Source organism: Desulfuromonas sp. TF, assembly GCF_000472285.1.
Taxonomy (GTDB): domain Bacteria; phylum Desulfobacterota; class Desulfuromonadia; order Desulfuromonadales; family ATBO01; genus ATBO01.
In genome coordinates this window covers 108,744-125,852 of record NZ_KI421414.1, presented here as the reverse complement: position 1 = coordinate 125,852, position 17,109 = coordinate 108,744, and the positions used below count along the sequence as shown (strand labels likewise).

Below are 17,109 nucleotides of genomic sequence, written 5' to 3'. Positions count from 1 at the left end.
CGTCACTGGAGCGGGGTGCTGCTGCAGAACGGTCCCCGGGCCATGTCCGCCGTCAAGGAGCTGGTGCGGAAGGTGGCGCTTCCGTTTCTCCGAGACCAGGCTCGGTCTCGCTCCGGCGGTGATCTCCCCTTACGTGATTGCGGCGATAGGTGCCCGCGCGGCCCGCCGCTACTTCCTCACCGCCGAGGAATTCGATGCCTCCGAGGCCCGCCGACTCGGCCTGGTGCATGAGGTAGTGGAAGAGAACCGGCTGTTTGAACAGGCCCGTCACTGGAGCGGGGTGCTGCTGCAGAACGGTCCCCGGGCCATGTCCGCCGTCAAGGAGCTGGTGCGGAAGGTGGCGAGCGATCCCATGCATGAACGCTTGCCGGCTGTCACCGCTGAGAAGGCCGCCGAACTGCGGGCCTCCGATGAGGGGCGGGAAGGAATCTCCGCATTTCTGGAAAAACGGCCCCCCTTCTGGATAAAATGATGCCGGCCCCGTTCCGCAAAATCCTCATCGCCAACCGGGGCGAGATCGCCTGCCGCATCATCCGGACCGCCTGCCGCCTCGGCATCTCCACGGTCGCCGTTTACTCCGACCCAGACCGAAACGCCCTGCACACCGTTATGGCCGACGAGGCGTACCGCCTCGGTCCCGCCCCGCCGGAGGAAAGCTACCTGAGGATCGAAACCCTGATCGATACCGCCCGCCGCAGCGGAGCGGAAGCGATCCATCCCGGCTACGGCTTTCTCGCCGAAGATCCGCGGCTTGCCGAGGCCTGCGCCGCCGCAGGAGTGGTCTTTATCGGTCCGTCGGCGGAGGCGATCCGCGCAATGGGACGCAAAAGCGAAGCCCGCCGCCTCATGGCCGAGGCCGGAGTCCCCCTGGTGCCGGGGTTTCACCAATCAGGCCAGAGCCCAAAGCGCCTGCGTCAGGCGGCCGCCGAACTCGGCTACCCGGTCATGATCAAGGCGAGCGCCGGCGGCGGTGGAAAAGGGATGCGCCTGGCGGCGTCGGAGGAGGAATTCGACCGGGCGCTTGAATCCTGCCGCCGGGAGGCGCTTGCCGCCTTCGGGGACGGTTCGCTCCTGCTGGAGAAGTATCTGCCCCGTGCCCGCCACATAGAAATCCAGATCTTCGCCGACCGGTACGGCAGCCTTGTCCACCTCTTCGAGCGCGACTGCTCCCTCCAGCGCCGCTATCAGAAGGTGGTCGAAGAAGCTCCCGCGCCGGGACTCTCCGGGGAGCTGCGGGGAAAGATGGGGGAGACGGCGCTGGCGGCGGCCCGGGCGGTCGACTATGTCGGGGCCGGTACGGTCGAGTTTCTGTTGACGGATGACGGCGCCTACTACTTCAACGAAATGAACACCCGGCTGCAGGTCGAGCACCCGGTTACCGAAATGATCACCGGCATCGATCTGGTGGAGTGGCAGCTGCGGGTGGCCGCCGGCGATCCCCTCCCCTGTCGCCAGGAAGATCTGGTCCTGCACGGTCACGCCGTGGAGGCCCGCCTCTACGCCGAAGATCCCGTCCGCGATTTTCTTCCCTCCGCCGGCCGCCTGGAACATCTGCATCTCCCCTCCGACGAACCCGGCGTCCGCATCGACACCGGATTTAGCCAGGGCGACACGGTCTCTCCCCATTACGATCCGCTCCTGGCCAAGGTGATCGCCTGGGGCGCAGACCGGGAGGAAGCTCGCGCCAGACTGCAAAGGGTTCTCGGGAAAAGCCTCATCGCCGGGATGACGACCAATCTCGATTTTCTTGCCGCGATATTCGCCCACCCGGAGCATGCCGCGTCCGCCATCGACACCGGATTCATCCCCCGCAACAGGGATGTCCTCCTCGCAGCGTCACCGGCGAATCCGGAAGCCCGAATCCTTGCCGCCCTCTTCCTGCTTCTGCGCCAGGGTGTGGAAGCCCGGGAGAAGTCCCTCTCATCGGGTGACCCCGGGTCGCCCTGGAACCGCATCGACGGCTGGAGGCTGAATGGAATTGCCGTCCGGGAATTCGTACTGCGCGAGGCCGGGGAAGAAATCACCGTAACCTTGCACCGCGCTCCGGAAGGGTGGACGGCCGTTCACCCGGAGGGTTCCCAGAACGTGCGGGGAGAACTGAGTGAATCAGGGGTTCTGACTGCCGAGATCGCGGGTCGCCTGATAACGATCCAAACGGCTCTGGCAGGAGGTGAGCTCACCCTCCTTATCGGAGGGCGGCGCTGTCGTTTCGGTGTGGATGATCGGCCGGAGATTACGGGGCGAAAGAGGGAGCGGCACGGGAGCCTGACCGCCCCAATGCCCGGGAGGATTCTGGCGGTGCTGGTCGAACCAGGCGCCAGGGTACGGCAGGGGGAAGCCCTGCTCGTTCTCGAAGCGATGAAGATGGAGCATACGGTCATCGCGCCCGCAAGGGGGATCGTTCAAGAGGTGTTTTTCCGCGGCGGCGATCAGGTGGAGGAGGGTGCGAGGCTTTTATCCCTCGAAATCGATGAGGTTGACGGCGATGAAATTTCCGAAGCGGGTGAGGCTGGTTGAGGTCGGGCCGCGCGACGGCCTGCAGAACGAACCGCGGATCGTGACGGCCGAAGTGCGCATCGAGTTGATCGATCGCCTGGCCGAGACCGGCCTCTCCGTCATCGAGGCGGGAGCGTTCGTCTCCGCGCGGCACGTTCCGCAGATGGCGGAAACGGACCGGGTCCTGATCGGCCTGGAACGTCGTCCCGAAGTCCGCTATCCCGTCCTGGTTCCCAATATGACAGGCCTGGAGGCGGCCCTTGCCGCCGGGGCGCGGGAGATCGCCGTCTTTGCCGCAGCCTCCGAAAGTTTCTCCCACCGAAACATCAACGCGTCCATCGGCGAAAGCCTGAAGCGCTACCGAGAGATCTGCGACCGGGCGATACGGCAGGGGATCCATGTCCGTGGTTACGTCTCCTGCGCCCTCGGCTGCCCCTTCGAAGGACCGGTTGCTCCTGAGGCGGTCCGCGATGTCGCCGCCGCGCTGCTGGCGATGGGCTGCGAAGAAGTCTCCCTCGGAGACACGATCGGAGTCGGCACCCCGGGCAAAACTCAAGATCTGATCAAGACGGTGCGGCAAGGAGTGCCCGAGGAAAAACTCGCCTGCCATTTTCACGACACCTACGGCCAGGCCCTGCCCAATATACTGGCGGCCATGGAATTGGGGGTAGCCGTCTTCGACAGCTCCGTCGCCGGTCTCGGCGGCTGCCCCTTCGCCCCCGGTGCGGCCGGAAACGTCGCCAGCGAGGACCTTCTCTACATGCTCGACGGCCTCGGCATCGAGACGGGGGTGGATCTGGAGAAGCTGGCGGCGGTGGGGAAATTCATCTGCGATCATCTCGGCCGCCCGACAGGATCAAAGGTGGCCCAGGCGATGGCGGCCAAACTTCTATAACCTTTCTCTAAAAGAGCTTTTGGGGGATTTTCATGACCAAGCCCCTCTGGACTCCAGGCAAGGAACGGATCAACAAAGCGAACATGACGCGGTTCATCGCCTTCGTCAACCGCGAGTACGGTCTCGAACTGACCGACTATGACGACCTCTACGCCTGGTCGATCCGCCGCATCCCCGACTTCTGGGAAGCGCTCTGGTCCTTCGCAGGCATCCGGGCCTCCCGCCCCTTCGATGCGGTGCTGGAGGATCCCGTCATGCCTGGAGCACGGTGGTTTCGTGGCGCCCGGCTTAATTTTGCCGAAAACCTCCTGCGTTTCCGCGACGCGCGCACGGCCCTGATCATCGTACGCGAGGGCGGCCAAGTCGCGGAGAGGCTCTCCTATACCGACCTCTTCGACCGGGTCTCCAGGCTGGCCCGCTTCCTTCGGCATTCCGGGGTGAGCGCCGGCGACCGGGTCGCCGCCTTCGTTCCGAACACCTCCGAAAGCGTCATCGCCATGCTTGCAGCGACCAGCCTCGGGGCCGTCTGGTCCTCCTGCAGTCCGGATTTCGGCTTCAAGGGGGTCATGGACCGTTTCGGCCAGATCGCGCCGAAGGTCCTCTTCACCGCCGACGGCTACACGTGGAACGGCAAACGGGTCGATTCCCTGGAGCGCGCCTCCAACATTGCAGGCGCCGTCACCTCCATCGAAAAAGTCATTGTCTTCCCCATTCTGGATCCGGACCCGGATCTTTCTGCCCTGCCCCACTCGGTCTCGTGGGCAGAAGTCCTTGGCAAAGAAGCCGCCGCAGCCGATTTCGCCCAGTTCCCCTTCGATCATCCGGTCTACATCCTCTACTCCTCGGGGACCACCGGAATTCCCAAATGCATGGTGCACGGCGCCGGCGGCACTCTTCTGCAGCATGCCAAGGAGCTTATCCTGCACACCGACCTGAAGCGCGAGGATGTCGTCTTCTACTTCACCACCTGCGGCTGGATGATGTGGAACTGGCTGTTGAGCGCCCTTTTCGCCGGCTCGACGGTCGTCCTCTACGACGGCAGTCCCGTCTTTCCTAATGCGGGGATGCTGTGGCGAACGGCGGCGGATCTGGGAATCACCGTCTTCGGCACCAGCGCCCGCTTCATCCACCTCTGCCGCAAGCAAAGGGTGAGGCCGGGAGCAGAAAACGACCTCGCCCGCATGCGGGCCGTCCTGTCGACCGGATCCCCTCTTTCGGTCGAGGGGTTCGAGTGGGTCTACCGGGAGGTGAAGGAAGATCTGCAGCTCGCCTCGATCTGCGGCGGCACCGATCTGGTCTCCTGCTTCATGCTCGGATCCCCCATTGATCCCGTCTATCCGGGAGAAATCCAGAAGCGGGGCCTGGGGATGAAGGTTGAAGCCTGGTCGAAGGAGGGCAAATCCATGATCGGCAAAAAAGGGGAACTGGTGTGCACCGCCCCTTTCCCATCGATGCCGGTTTACTTCTGGAACGATCCGGACGGAAGCAAGTACCGTGAGGCCTATTTCGAGGATTTCCCCGGAGTGTGGCGGCACGGGGACTACATCGAGATCACCCCCCGCGGCGGGGTCATCGTCTACGGCCGCTCCGATGCAACCCTTAATCCTGGCGGGGTGCGGATCGGCACAGCCGAGGTCTACCGGGTTGTGGAGGAGTTCGGCGAGATCGCCGATTCGCTGGTGGTGGGACAGAGCTGGGAGGGGGACGTACGGATCGTCCTTTTTGTCGTCATGCAGGAGGGATGCGCCCTTGACGAGAAGCTGAAGGGAAGGCTCAGGGAGACGATTCGCCGGGAAGCCAGTCCCCGGCACGTCCCGGTGGTCATCCTTGAAGCGCCGGCGATCCCCTACACCTTAAACGGAAAGAAAGTGGAGATCGCCGTCATGAAGATCCTCCAGGGCGAAGAGGTGAAGAACCGCGACGCTCTGGCCAATCCCGAAGTTCTCGATTATTTCAGGAAGATCAAGGAATCAGGGGAAATGATGAATAAATCAGATCTAACAAAACCATGAGAATCGGATTTTCACCGCAGAGATCGCAGAGGGCGCAGAGGATATCGAGAGCTTTTCTCTGCGTACTCTGCGTTCTCCGTGGTAATTATTTTTTTGGCGAAACCAGAACCTGCTGAAGCTAACCCCGAATAAACGCGTCCGCGGCGCCGATCATCCGTTCCAGTTCCTCGGCGCTCCTCGCCTCGGCATAAACCCGAACCACGGGCTCGGTGCCGCTCTTGCGAAAGAGCACCCAGGAGCCATCGCGGAAGAGCCATTTGGAACCATCGATGGTGACCACCTTTTCGATCTTCTTGCCGGCCAGTTCGACTGGAGGTTCGACCAGCTTCCCGGCGAAGGATTCCTCCAGCTCCGGGGAAAGGCGGATATTCTCGCGCCGGGTATGAAACTCTCCGACCCGCCCGTAGAGATCGCTGAGCAGATCACGAAGGGATTTTCCCTCGACCGCGACCATTTCAGCGACCAGCAGACAAGCCAGAATTCCGTCCTTGTCCGGCACGTGGCTGCGCACCGAGAGCCCGGCGCTCTCCTCTCCGCCGATGAGGATTTTGTCGGCGCTGATGAGTTCTCCGATGAATTTGAAGCCGACGGGGGTTTCATGCAGGGTCAGACCATGATAATCGGCGACGGCATCAAGAAAATGGGAGGTGGCCACCGAGCGGGCGACATCTCCGCTCTTTCCCTTGACCCTCACGATGTAGTCGGCGAGCAGGGCAAGGATGTAGTTGGGCTCGATATAGGCGCCGTCTCCGTCGAGAATTCCGTAGCGGTCGGCATCGCCGTCGGTGGCCAGTCCGAGGCCGATCGCGGCGTCCGACTTGACCATGGAGATGAAATCGCCGATATGGCTCTGGGAAGGTTCCGGAGGAAGCCCTCCAAAGTACGGATCCCGGTGATCGTTGATCGTCCGCACCTCGACCCCGGCTTCTTGCAGGAGTTTGTCCAGGTAGCCTCGAGCAGTGCCGTAAAGAGGGTTGACTCCGATGGTCATCCCGGATCGACCGATGGCGTCGAAATCGACCAGGCGCCGGATTGCCTCGAAGTAGGCTGCGCGCGGATCGATCTCCTCCACCAGCCCGGCTCGAAAGGCCTTGTCAAGGGGCATCTCCTTGTAGCAGATCTCTCCGAGCATGGCGTTGGCCCGCTCCTCGATATCGCGAGTGGTTTCCGGAAGGGCCGGACCTCCTGATTCGGGGGAGAATTTAAGGCCGTTGTAGTCATAGGGATTGTGGCTGGCGGTAAAATTGATCGCTCCGGCCGTTCTGCGGCGAAGAACCTCGAAGGCGATCACGGGGGTCGGTGTATCGCGATCGCAGACATAGGATTTGATCCCCGAACCGGCCAGCACCCGGGCCGTTTCCCGGGCGAAGCGCTCGCCCATGAACCGGCTGTCGCAGCCGACGATCAATCCCCGGTCCTCGACTCCCCGGGCACGCAGATGGTCGGCGATGGCCTGGGTGACTATTTTGACGTTCTCGAAAGTGAAGTCCTCGCAGAAGATCCCCCGCCATCCGGAGGTTCCGAAACTGATACGCCTCATAAAATGTTCTCCTGAATTTGAATCGAACAGAAATGGATCCGCCGGTCAGGGCCTGGACCCTACGGCAACCGGGTAATACATCGAATGATAGAATACGGGGCGCGGCAGCCGACCAAACCCCGTCAGCTAAAAGTCGCCGAGAAACCGGCGGCCGAAGGTGACCGCTCTCGACACAAAAGCATACCATACAAAATCGGAAAGGATACGGAAGAGGTAAAAAACAACAATCCGCCTGCACCGGCTTCATGGGCAAACAGCCAGGTATCCGGACCTGCGGTCGCCCAGCCCGAGGGAAAGGGGTACAGGCAAAGGCGTCAGGGTCACGATTCTTCTTCAGGCCAGGGGTGCGGAGCCCGGTAATCCTCAATTTCCTCCACATAGGGACAATCGGCCGGAAGCACGCCTCGTGCGATTATCCGCGGCGTAAGTCGAACGCAGCCGGGCCGCGCCTTGTGACGGTTCTCATAAACTGTGCAAAGACGGGTAGCTTGGTCGAGTTTTTCACAGGGGATATCCGTATAGTAAATGTCCCCTTCATGCTCGACCTTTTCATAGCAACACCGCCCGCAGCGGCGGCATTTTTCTTCCCAGCTTTTTGAAATTCGCATTATCCGTCATCCTGTTTTTTTCAGTGTAACTCTTGTACGTTACAGTAGCGGAAGGCCGTGCCAGGGTCAAGATGCAGGTTGATGGGTTCAAAAAGTGGTTGACAAATCCGGCAAAAACGGATAAAAGATTCTCTTCTGTACTACAAAACAGAAAACCAGCGAACGCAAGGAGGCATCACCCATGCAGTGTCAGACTGTTCTCCCCGGTACCGAGTGTACCTTTTGGTCTAAAAGCGGTTGTACTTTCGAGGACCATTCCTGCCGACTCGTGATCGAGCAATGCCAGGGCTGTGATCGCATCGTCGAAGGGACCATAGGCTCCGTCTGTTCAGTGGCTCCCGCTCCGCAGCAGAAGTGGATAGCGGGTCTCTGCAATTTCGCCACCCACCAGAAGTTTGAAATCAAGATCGAAGACGTCCGGGTCAATCCTCTTAAGGCGTCCAAGAAGGCTTCGGCCAAAAAGAAATAACTCTTGGTACACAGAAGCACTGAAGGGCAGGCGAGAAATCGTCTGCCCTTTTTTATTGACCCCCAAAAAGCATTCATCCACGAAGGATAAAAAGTTCCGCTAAAGAATTCAGGGCCTTGAAACACCCGATTTTCTTCGTGGTTATTCGTGCTCTTTGTGGACAACGAGGTTTTCAGCTCGCCTTAGGCAACTAGCGGAAAAGCACGAAGAGCAGAGGCAGCAGGAAAGCCGTAATCAGTCCATTGAGGCCGATGGCCAGGCCGGCGATGGCTCCCCCCAGGCGATCCACCTCCAGCATCCGGGCGGTCCCGATGCCATGCGCTGCGGTGCCCACGGCAAGCCCGACGGAAGCCGGATCGCGAATCCCGATAAGGCGGCAGAACTCGGGGCCGCAGATAGCCCCAAGGCAGCCGGTGAGGACGACAAGGGCGGCGGTGAGCGGGGCGATGCCGCCGATCTTTTCGACGATGCTGATGGCGATCGGCGTCGTGACAGACTTGGGCGCCAGGGAAAGGACCACCTCCCGGCTACCCCCGAGCAGGCAGGCCGTACCTGAAGCGGAGATGATGGAGGCGAAGGCGCCGGCGAATACTCCGATCAGGATGGAGGCCTTGCGGGCCAGGATCTCCCGCCGCCGGGTATAGAGGGGAAGACCCAGTGCCACAACGGAGGGGCCCAGAAGAAAGAGGACGTAGTCTCCTCCGACGGCGTATACTTCGTAGGGAATCCGGGTGAAGAGGAGCAGCAGAATGATCGATCCGATGGTGACGGCGACCGGGTTGAAAAAGATGCTCCCTGTGCGGATATAAAGCTTTTGCGCCAGGGCATAGACGATCAGAGTTAATCCCACACCGAAGAGGGGCGTGGAAAGAAGTTCACTCCCCACGCCCGCCTCCATTCCTGTCCAGCCGGGAAGCAACCAAACCCGTGACCGCCATGACCACGAAGGTGCTGACAACGGTAGCCACCACGATCGGCAGCCATTGACGACCGATCAGGTCGAAATAAACCATAACCCCGACTCCGGCCGGAACGAAAAAGAGCGCCAGGTGGGACAGGAGCAATTCCGCCGCTTCTTCAACCCATTCGACGCGAACAATTTTCATCCAGAGGGCCAGAAGCAGAAGCCCCATTCCGAGAACGTTTCCAGGAATGGGGAGGGCGAGACCTCGGGAAAGGAGTTCCCCGACAAACTGCAGCGCCAGCAGGATGGCAAATCCACGAACCATGATGCACTCACAAAAACTCAGAGGATGGCTAAGTAAAAATTTCGTTCTACAAGGCCGTAACGCCGTAGGGCGGAATTTTTGCGACGCCATCAACCATGGATTACAACTCGGCCTTCAGGCCTTCGACCACAGCAGCGACTTCTTCACGGATTTCCCTGGCGCCGGCGGAGCGCTCGCGCATCAGAAACTCCTGAAAATAATGCAGGGCTTCCTGCGGCATTTCCTGATCGAGACAGATGTTTCCCAGAGTGAGATAGGCGAAGGCGAAAGTGGGGTCGAGGCGCAGGGCCTCGCGGCATTCTTTTTCGGCTGACTTGAGATCACCCAGGTCGTAATGAAGCTCGGTCAAATTGTAGTGGGCCTGGGCATCCTCCGGGTCGAGTTCGATCACCTTCCGGTAATGTGCCAGCGCCTCCTCGTTTCTTCCCTGAGCGAAACAGGCATCCCCGAGGGAATTGAGAGCGAAGACAGAGTCAGGCTCGATCAGCAGTGCCCGGCGATAGCACTCCTCGGCCTTTTCCATCCGCTCCTGGTTGAAGTGAACCAATCCCATGCTGACCAGGGCGTCGGCCTCTGTTTCGTCCAGCGCGAGAATGTCCTGATACACGGCCAGAGCCTTCTCCGCCTGAGGCACCTCGAAATAGGCATCTCCCAGGGCATAGAGGGTGTCGAGGTCGTCGGGATCGAGCTCCCGCGCACGACTGAAGGCTTCGATCGCCTCGCGGGTTTTGCCGTCCTCGGCCAGGGCTTCACCGAGCAGAAAATAAATATCCGCCGACTCCGGATTCTCCCGGACAGCCTGACGAAATCGTCCTATGGCGACGGCATATTCACCGCAATCCATTGCTTCACGCCCCTCACGCAATACCTGTTCGAGATCCTGCATCCCTATGTCCCTTTCTGTGTATCCGGACTCTTCGTTCAATGATGGTGGCTATGCGGACAGAATTATTTCCTGTCCGGACTGGGATTTTGTCTGAAATCCGCGGCCAGGTCCTCAATTCCTTCCAGAATCCCCCATGGGGTGCTGGACACTTTCGATACGCGCACTTCCAATTCCCGCTCCAGATCAAGGAGGGAGAGGTCGTCCAGGAAGACATCTTCCCCTTCCTTGAGCATCACATCGGGGACGAGAAGAGACTCGCCTAAAGGCCTGCCACGGAGTTGAGCGATGATGTCCTGGCCCGTCAGAAGGCCAGTGACCGAGACATGCCCGCCGAAGAATTCATTGCGGACCGGGTACAGGTGGATGTCCACGCCGGTTTTCGCGCAGAGCGCACCGATGAACCGCGCCAGCTCGGGATAGGCAGACTCGCCGGTAATGGTCGACACTACCGGGATCGTCAGCGGCTCCGCCTCGGCAAGAACCTCGGCCGCCTCGGCACGGAAGAGAGGGATCATTCCGACGCCGTTCTCCAATTGGGCGAGATCCTCGTAATTCCCAAGCTCGGGAAATTCGGTACCCGCCGTGAGATAAAGCTCGTCGGCGGCATGCACGAACCGGCTTCCGGCCTGAGCAAGAAATCGATCCTGAAAGCCGTGCAGAGTGTCCAGGACGCTGCGGGCTTCGTCCGCGCCAGGCGGCCGCAGTTGCGGCAGTCGCTGGCGATATCCGGTCAGCCCCACAGGGACCACGGCCAGGGATCGTACTCCGGGATAAAGTCCCTGCAGGTCCTCTACCGTCCGCTCCAGCTCCTGACCGTCATTGTACCCGGGGCAGAGCACGATCTGGGTATGGATCTCGATTCCGTCGGCGGTCAATTTCTTGAGCAGATCCAGGATGGGCGGTCCCGGGCGGCCGATGAGTTTTTGCCGCAACTGCTCTTCTGTGGCATGAACGGAAACGTAGAGAGGGGAAAGCTTCTGGGTGACAATGCGTTCGATCTCTTCCTCGCCGATGTTGGTCAGGGTGACGTAGGATCCGTAGAGATAAGAAAAGCGGTAATCCTCGTCCTTGACGTAGAGCGTGGAGCGCATGCCGCGGGGCAGCTGGTGCACGAAGCAGAAGATGCAGTTGTTGCCGCACTGAGTCGGTTCGGGATGCTCGAAATGGAGTCCCAGTAGATCGGGGGCGTCTTTTTCGATTTCAAGATCCCAGAGCTCGCCGCCTCTCTTTCGCACCTCCAGCAGCAGATCCTCTGTTGCCGCATAGATCTGAAAATCGAGAATATCCCTGACCGCCTGCCCGTTGACGGCAAGAACGCAGTCCCCGGCCTCCAGGTCCAGTTCGGCCCCGATGCTGTCCGGCTCGACAGCCGTGATCTCCAGCATCTCAGATCTCCTCGCCGCCGGTGAATACGGGAATGTTGAGGCAGCCGAGGAGGAACGGCAGAGATTCCGTAGCCGGTGAGAAGGATCGAGTGAGGAAGACCGGCCCTCTTAGCCGACCAGGAGCGTCGCCCGTTGGATCGAGCGCCAGGGCAAGAAAAAAAGAACCCACCAGGGAGCAGGCCGGGGAAAGCAGTAAGGTGGGCAGAGTGAGCAAAAAAATGGCGACGTTGGACACTTTGAGATTGCGGTTCATCGATTTCAAACATTCTTGTCAGAGATTCACCCGCCGATTTCGGGGGGCAGGGAGCGCAGGCCGCTGAAGATATAGTGCAGACCGGAAAATGCTGTCACCGCGCCGGTCAGGATGAAGAGGGGGCCGAGCACCCGAGGATCGCCTTCGGCCACGGCGAAGAGCAGGGCCAGACCCAGGGTGACGATCTGCAAAAAAGTGGTCTGTTTCCCCCACAGAGTGGGGACGGCAGCCACAGGCTGACCGGAAAAGTAAAGAACAGCCATGCCGATGACGACAAAAAGGTCCTTGCTGACCGCCAGCACCCCAAGCCACGGCGGCAGCAGGCCGATTATCGCCAGGGAAATGAAGGAAACCGTCATCAGCAGTTTGTCGGCTACAGGATCGAGAAAGGACCCAAGGATGGTTTCATGCCCATAGCGTCTGGCCAGCACGCCATCGAGAAGATCCGTAATGCCTGCTGTGATGAAGAGAACCAGCGCCGTTGTCAACCAGCCGTAAATCACGGCAATAAGGAAAGCAGGGACCAGCAGAATACGAAAAAGGGTCAGCGCATTCGGAAGATTCATCCTGCCCTCCAAGCGATTCCGAGGAATCGACCGGCTGATTCAGCACCTTGCGGCGCACTCCGGTAAAAGACAAAGGTCCCCGCTGGAGGAGCAGTACCTCCATGCAGGGACCTGAATATCCGGACCGGGACGTAGTCCGCTGCTGCGGTCAGTCCCTCCCCCCATGAAGCCGGAATGAACCGTCGGCTGAGGTGATGGAGGAAATGGCATGCTTGTAGATCAGAATATCGCCGCCGCTTTCGATAAGAAGGCAGAAGCTGTCGAAGGATTTGATATAGCCTTCAAGCTTGTCGCCCGACATCATCACCACGGTGACCCGAACGCGCTCTTTGCGGGCTTGGTTAAGATACTGGTCCTGAATGTTGAATGGTGTTTTCGGCATGTCCGCTCCTTTAATGCTGCACAATAAAATTGTCAATCAACGCCTGGATTTTATCAGACTCTCGCAAGGAATCAACCCAAATAATCGATTTATCTTTGCGAAACCACGTTAGCTGGCGCTTTGCGTAACGGCGGCTGGCCTGCTGAATATGCGCCACCGTCTCATCGAGGCTCAGTTTTCCCTCCAGATGCTGCAGGCACTCCCGGTAACCGATAGTCCGCATGGCCTTCAGATGAGAACTGTATCCCCGGGCAAGGAGCGCGCGAACTTCGTCCAGCAGTCCGGCCGCCATCATCGCCTCGACCCGGATGTCGATGGCGTGATAGAGATCGTCTCTGTGGGGAGCAAGACCGAGGGAAAGAACCCGGTAAGGATGCTCCGCGAAGGCATGTGCCTCCTGCAGTTCCGAAAGGCGGCGACCGGTAAGGGAGAAGACCTCGATGGCGCGGATAATCCTGATTCGGTCGCGAGGGTGCAGACGGGCCGCCAGGACCGGGTCAATCTCTTTGAGATGGCGGTGCAGCGTCCCCTCCCCTTCCATCGATTCCCGGGCGAGGAGCCGATCCCGCAGCTCTTTGTCAGCCCCTGGTGCCGGCAGAAGTCCCTCCGTCAGAGCCCGGATATAAAGCCCCGTCCCTCCCACGAGCATGGGAAGATGACCTCGTGCATCTATCTCGACGATGGTTTTCCGGGCAATCCCGACGAAGTCGGCCGCGGTGAAGTTCCGGTCCGGATCCACCATGTCGATCAGGTGATGGGGGACCCGCAGGCGCTCTTCCCCAGTCGCCTTGGCGGTCCCGATATCCATCCCGCGATAAACCTGCCTCGAATCGGCCGAGATGATTTCCGCGGCGAATGATTCGGCGAGATCTATAGCCAGAGAGGTCTTGCCCGATGCGGTGGGACCGCAGATAACGATGAGAAAGATGCGTTCCCCGTCTCCGATGCGTGTCATCAGGTCCTCTTGAACATTCTCTCCACCTCGTTGAGAGACAGACGTTTCATAACCGGGCGGCCATGCGGACAATGGGCCTTGAAATCAACCCGGTCCATATCCCGCAGCAGGGCTTCGATTTGCGGCTGACTGAGTGACTGGTTGGCCCGGATCACGCTGTGGCAAGCCATCACAGCGAAAACTTCATCGAGAGCATCCTCGACGAGGCCGCTCTTGCCGACCAGGGCAATCTCGCCAACCACGTCCCTGACCAGGCGCTCCGCTTCGGCATCGCCGAGGAGACGCGGAACCGCCTTCAGGGCAAAGGCGTTGCCCCCGAAAGGCTCGAGATCAAACCCGAGACGACCAAATTCCTCCAGATGCTCCTTGAGAAGCGCCGACTCGCGAAAATCGAATTCCAGCACCGCCGGAAAAAGGAGGGCCTGACGGTCCACTCTCCCCTGCCGGAACTGGTCCCTGAGGCGCTCGAAGCCGATCCGCTCGTGAGCCGCGTGTTGATCTATAAGCACCAGATCATCGCCGTCCTGGGCCAGGATAAAGCTGCGCCGATACTGACCGAGAATTTTCAGCTCTGAAAAGAATCCGCGCTCCACCTCCCGGGGCATGGTACCGGATTCTTCCGCGCGAGGGAATGCAAGGGGGACGGCGGGTCCGGATCCTTCAGGATGGGTGCGGGCATAATTAGCAAGAGATTCCTGAACCCGCCGCAGGTGCTCTTGAGCCGTGCCGGGGACGGCAGGCTGAAAGGGAGGAGCCTCTTTGGCATTCGATTCCGACACCGGGATCGTCGAATTCCCGCAGGGTTGATTCTGCCTGGAAAGCCATGCGGAGGGGCGCAGCGTCTCGCGAACCGCGGCACTGATAAAGTCATGCACCCGCCTCTGGTCGCGGAACCGCACCTCGTGTTTGGTGGGATGGACATTCACGTCGACCAGCGCCGGATCAATGGAAAGGAACAGAATCGCCACGGGATACCGCCCTTTTTCGAGGAGATTGCGATACCCTTCCATGAGGGCGTGCTGTACGACCCGGTCGCGGATATACCGGCCGTTGATGAAGGTATAAACCGAAGCGGAAGTCGAACGGCTGGCAGCCGGTTGAGCAAGGAGGCCCTGCAGGACAAGCTCGTCCGGGCCTTCAACGGCTACGGGAACGAGATCCTGAAGAAGAGGACGGCCGAGGAGGGCCCCCACTCTCTCCGGCAATGCCGTATGGCGATAGACGTCGATGAGAGACCGCCCGCTGTGAATAAGGCGGAACTGGACCTCTGGATGCGCGAGGGCCAGTTTGGTGATCACGTCGCCGACGTGCCCCATTTCAGTCTCGTCCCGCCGCAGAAATTTTCTCCGGGCCGGCGTATTGAAAAAAAGATCGCGCACTTCGATGATCGTGCCTGAAGAGCACCCGACGGCGCCGGCCCGCTTGACCGTTCCCCCTTCGGCATAGATCTCCCAGCCCTCCAGGGAATCTTCGGTCCGGCTGCGCAGCATGAACCGGGATACGGCGGCGATGGAGGGAAGAGCTTCGCCCCGGAAGCCGAGGGTCTGAAGTCGGAAGAGATCCTCATCGGAGCGGATCTTGCTGGTGGCATGCCGTTCCAGGCATAAAAAGGCGTCATCTCGCCCCATCCCCTCCCCATCATCCATCACCCGGATCAGCTTCTTCCCTCCCTGCTCCACTTCCACCCGGATCTCCGTCGCCCCCGCATCGAGAGAATTCTCCAGCAGCTCCTTTACCACGGAGGCGGGCCTTTCCACCACTTCACCGGCGGCAATCTTGTTGCAGAGATTTTCCGGAAGAATCCGTATTTTCGTTTTCATGACCTTTTCCTGACATTGCCCACGGGCTTGCCGTTCCCAAACATAAAACGGCCGGGATCGCCGGCCGCCGGAAGCGCATCAGGGTGCTTGCGGAAAGTCAAAACACAGGTGTCCAAGGCAGATATCTGCCTTTCCACGCTTTGATGCCGTCGCAGAAACTCAGAGGATGGCTTAGTGAAAATTCCGTCCTACAAGGGTTGCCGGTGCTTCAGGGGGGCGGACTTTTTGCGACCTCTCAAGTTTCACATCTTCTGTTCGAGTCGGTCCAGGATGCTTTCGATATCATCAAGCTCATCCTGCGGCCGCTCGGGAGCCGCACCGGAAAGCGGCTTGTGCAGCAGGCCGAGATCGCCGGCCACGCTGTGCACGATTTTCAAGGTGGCCAGTTTCATCTTCTGCAGATAAGCCTCAAAGAGGCAGTTGTCGCAGATCGTATTGATCAGTCGAGGCACTCCGCCGGCATAACCATGGATGGCCGGAATCGCATCGGAGGAGAAAAGCATCCTTTTCGCCCCGGCAACCTGCAGACGATGCTTGATGTACGACTCGGTGGTCTCCACCGACAAAGAACGAAGATTGTATTTGAGGGCCACCCTCTGAGCTAACGGCTCGTCAAGACGGAGGCAGTCCTCAACCTCGGTAAGGCCGAAAAAAACGATGTTCAACAGTTTTTTCCCGGGAATCTCCAGATTGAGAAGCCCCCTGAACTCCTCCATGAGCTCTCGGGTCTGAAGCATCTGTGCCTCATCGATGAGAACCACTGCGCGTCTTCCGGACTCCTCGATCTGCAGCAGCCTTTCATAGAGCTGGCGAAGGATGGTCAGACGGTCCTCGGCAGGATTCTCGACTCCAAGCTGCATGGCGATGCGTGTCAGTATCCACTCCGGCGTGATTCCAGAATGGACCATGACCAGGAGGGAGGATTCGTACTTGTCATCGGGAAGACTGTCCAGCATGCGGCGGGCCAGCGTGGTCTTGCCGGTTCCCACGCCTCCGACCAGGACCGCCAGTCCCTTGTTGGAATCAACGGCGTACATCAGGCGCACCAGCGCCTGGCTGTGCTGATCGCTGTTGAAAAAAAATCTGGCGTCCGGGGCATTGGAAAACGGCTCCCGGTCCAGATTGAAATGTTCAATGCAGCTCATAACGTCTCCACAAGTTCAGCTGTTTCTAAACGTAGGAAACCCGATTCTTGTCCCCCTTGGGCCTCGATTCGCCTTCGAGTTCGCCGACGTCCATCCCGAGTTTTTTCCTGAGAACCGCCACTTTTTCACCGACATCTCGGAAAAAAAGATCCGTGTCGGCCACCGACTGAAAGCTGTCGAGCGCCTCCAGGTGTTTGTTCCACCGTTCGTAAAGGAGACCGAGTTCATAGAGAAGACTGATCCGTTCGCCTTCGTTCAGTCCAGGATGCGCGAGGCCTGATTTGAATGCGTCTTCCGCCTCGTCAAAGGAACCCTTTTCGATCAGACATATCCCCTTGAGCATCAGGCATCCCAAGCGGCGCGCCGGATTGTGCACGGCCTGGTCGAACTCGGCGACGGCTTCGTCCAGAAGGCCCATTTCCTTGTAGGCGATGCCCAGGTTGTAGTGCGATTCCGTATCTTCCACAT

Annotated in this window: 18 protein-coding genes; 5 read left to right on the top strand and 13 right to left on the bottom strand. The window is 59.8% G+C overall.

What is annotated here, in order from left to right:
* From DTF_RS27070 to DTF_RS22070, 4 genes are all read left to right on the top strand, one after another.
* Positions 1-472 (top strand): enoyl-CoA hydratase-related protein (locus DTF_RS27070; protein ID WP_255342758.1); only part of this gene is annotated, 472 nt, incomplete at its 5' end.
* Positions 469-2,517, top strand: coding sequence for an acetyl/propionyl/methylcrotonyl-CoA carboxylase subunit alpha (locus DTF_RS22075; protein ID WP_304412851.1), 2,049 nt, complete (start codon positions 469-471; stop codon positions 2,515-2,517). The genes DTF_RS27070 and DTF_RS22075, both read left to right, overlap by 4 nt.
* Complete coding sequence (locus DTF_RS0105695; protein ID WP_027714548.1) at positions 2,486-3,391, top strand: hydroxymethylglutaryl-CoA lyase; 906 nt, start codon at positions 2,486-2,488, stop codon at positions 3,389-3,391. The genes DTF_RS22075 and DTF_RS0105695 overlap by 32 nt, the downstream gene beginning before the upstream one ends.
* A gap of 32 nt (positions 3,392-3,423) precedes the next feature.
* Positions 3,424-5,403, top strand: a complete 1,980-nt coding sequence (locus DTF_RS22070) for an acetoacetate--CoA ligase (RefSeq protein WP_051360958.1) — start codon at positions 3,424-3,426, stop codon at positions 5,401-5,403.
* A gap of 118 nt (positions 5,404-5,521) precedes the next feature.
* Here DTF_RS22070 and DTF_RS0105685 read toward each other — a convergent pair whose 3' ends face one another.
* Positions 5,522-6,943, bottom strand: a complete 1,422-nt coding sequence (locus tag DTF_RS0105685; RefSeq protein WP_027714547.1) for a phosphoglucomutase/phosphomannomutase family protein — start codon at positions 6,941-6,943, stop codon at positions 5,522-5,524.
* A gap of 320 nt (positions 6,944-7,263) precedes the next feature.
* The gene (locus DTF_RS22065; protein ID WP_226989183.1) at positions 7,264-7,551 is read right to left on the bottom strand and encodes a hypothetical protein; all 288 of its coding nucleotides are present in this window, start codon (positions 7,549-7,551) and stop codon (positions 7,264-7,266) included.
* Between the two features lie 181 nt (positions 7,552-7,732).
* Here DTF_RS22065 and DTF_RS0105675 point away from each other — a divergent pair, with 181 nt between their 5' ends.
* Positions 7,733-8,020: a PxxKW family cysteine-rich protein gene (locus tag DTF_RS0105675; RefSeq protein ID WP_027714546.1), complete on the top strand. Its 288-nt coding sequence runs from the start codon at positions 7,733-7,735 to the stop codon at positions 8,018-8,020.
* 190 nt (positions 8,021-8,210) lie between these two features.
* Here the strand turns inward: DTF_RS0105675 and DTF_RS0105670 are convergent, their stop codons facing one another.
* From DTF_RS0105670 to DTF_RS0105620, 11 genes are all read right to left on the bottom strand, one after another.
* A complete protein-coding gene (locus tag DTF_RS0105670) occupies positions 8,211-8,906 on the bottom strand; it encodes an LrgB family protein (RefSeq protein ID WP_226989181.1) in 696 nt (231 codons plus the stop codon).
* On the bottom strand, positions 8,896-9,249 hold the full coding sequence (locus DTF_RS22060; RefSeq protein ID WP_035055886.1) for a CidA/LrgA family protein: 354 nt from the start codon (positions 9,247-9,249) through the stop codon (positions 8,896-8,898). The genes DTF_RS0105670 and DTF_RS22060 overlap by 11 nt, the downstream gene beginning before the upstream one ends.
* A gap of 100 nt (positions 9,250-9,349) precedes the next feature.
* Positions 9,350-10,135 carry a lipopolysaccharide assembly protein LapB gene (locus tag DTF_RS0105660; RefSeq protein WP_027714544.1) on the bottom strand — a complete coding sequence of 262 codons (786 nt, stop codon included), beginning with the start codon at positions 10,133-10,135 and terminating at the stop codon, positions 9,350-9,352.
* 62 nt (positions 10,136-10,197) lie between these two features.
* Positions 10,198-11,520: a DUF512 domain-containing protein gene (locus DTF_RS0105655; protein WP_027714543.1), complete on the bottom strand. Its 1,323-nt coding sequence runs from the start codon at positions 11,518-11,520 to the stop codon at positions 10,198-10,200.
* A 1-nt stretch (position 11,521) separates the two neighbouring features.
* Positions 11,522-11,773, bottom strand: coding sequence for a hypothetical protein (locus DTF_RS0105650; RefSeq protein ID WP_027714542.1), 252 nt, complete (start codon positions 11,771-11,773; stop codon positions 11,522-11,524).
* A gap of 26 nt (positions 11,774-11,799) precedes the next feature.
* Positions 11,800-12,339, bottom strand: coding sequence for a CDP-alcohol phosphatidyltransferase family protein (locus tag DTF_RS0105645; RefSeq protein WP_027714541.1), 540 nt, complete (start codon positions 12,337-12,339; stop codon positions 11,800-11,802).
* Positions 12,340-12,487: 148 nt separating this feature from the next.
* Positions 12,488-12,721 carry an RNA chaperone Hfq gene (hfq, locus tag DTF_RS0105640; protein WP_027714540.1) on the bottom strand — a complete coding sequence of 78 codons (234 nt, stop codon included), beginning with the start codon at positions 12,719-12,721 and terminating at the stop codon, positions 12,488-12,490.
* A 10-nt stretch (positions 12,722-12,731) separates the two neighbouring features.
* Complete coding sequence (gene miaA / locus DTF_RS0105635) at positions 12,732-13,676, bottom strand: tRNA (adenosine(37)-N6)-dimethylallyltransferase MiaA (RefSeq protein WP_304412850.1); 945 nt, start codon at positions 13,674-13,676, stop codon at positions 12,732-12,734.
* Positions 13,676-15,496 carry a DNA mismatch repair endonuclease MutL gene (mutL, locus tag DTF_RS0105630; protein WP_027714538.1) on the bottom strand — a complete coding sequence of 607 codons (1,821 nt, stop codon included), beginning with the start codon at positions 15,494-15,496 and terminating at the stop codon, positions 13,676-13,678. Before mutL ends, miaA begins: the two co-directional genes overlap by 1 nt.
* Before the next feature lie 242 nt (positions 15,497-15,738).
* The gene (locus DTF_RS22055) at positions 15,739-16,641 is read right to left on the bottom strand and encodes an ExeA family protein (RefSeq protein ID WP_035055883.1); all 903 of its coding nucleotides are present in this window, start codon (positions 16,639-16,641) and stop codon (positions 15,739-15,741) included.
* 25 nt (positions 16,642-16,666) lie between these two features.
* Positions 16,667-17,109 (bottom strand): tetratricopeptide repeat protein (locus tag DTF_RS0105620; RefSeq protein WP_193352684.1); only part of this gene is annotated, 443 nt, incomplete at its 5' end.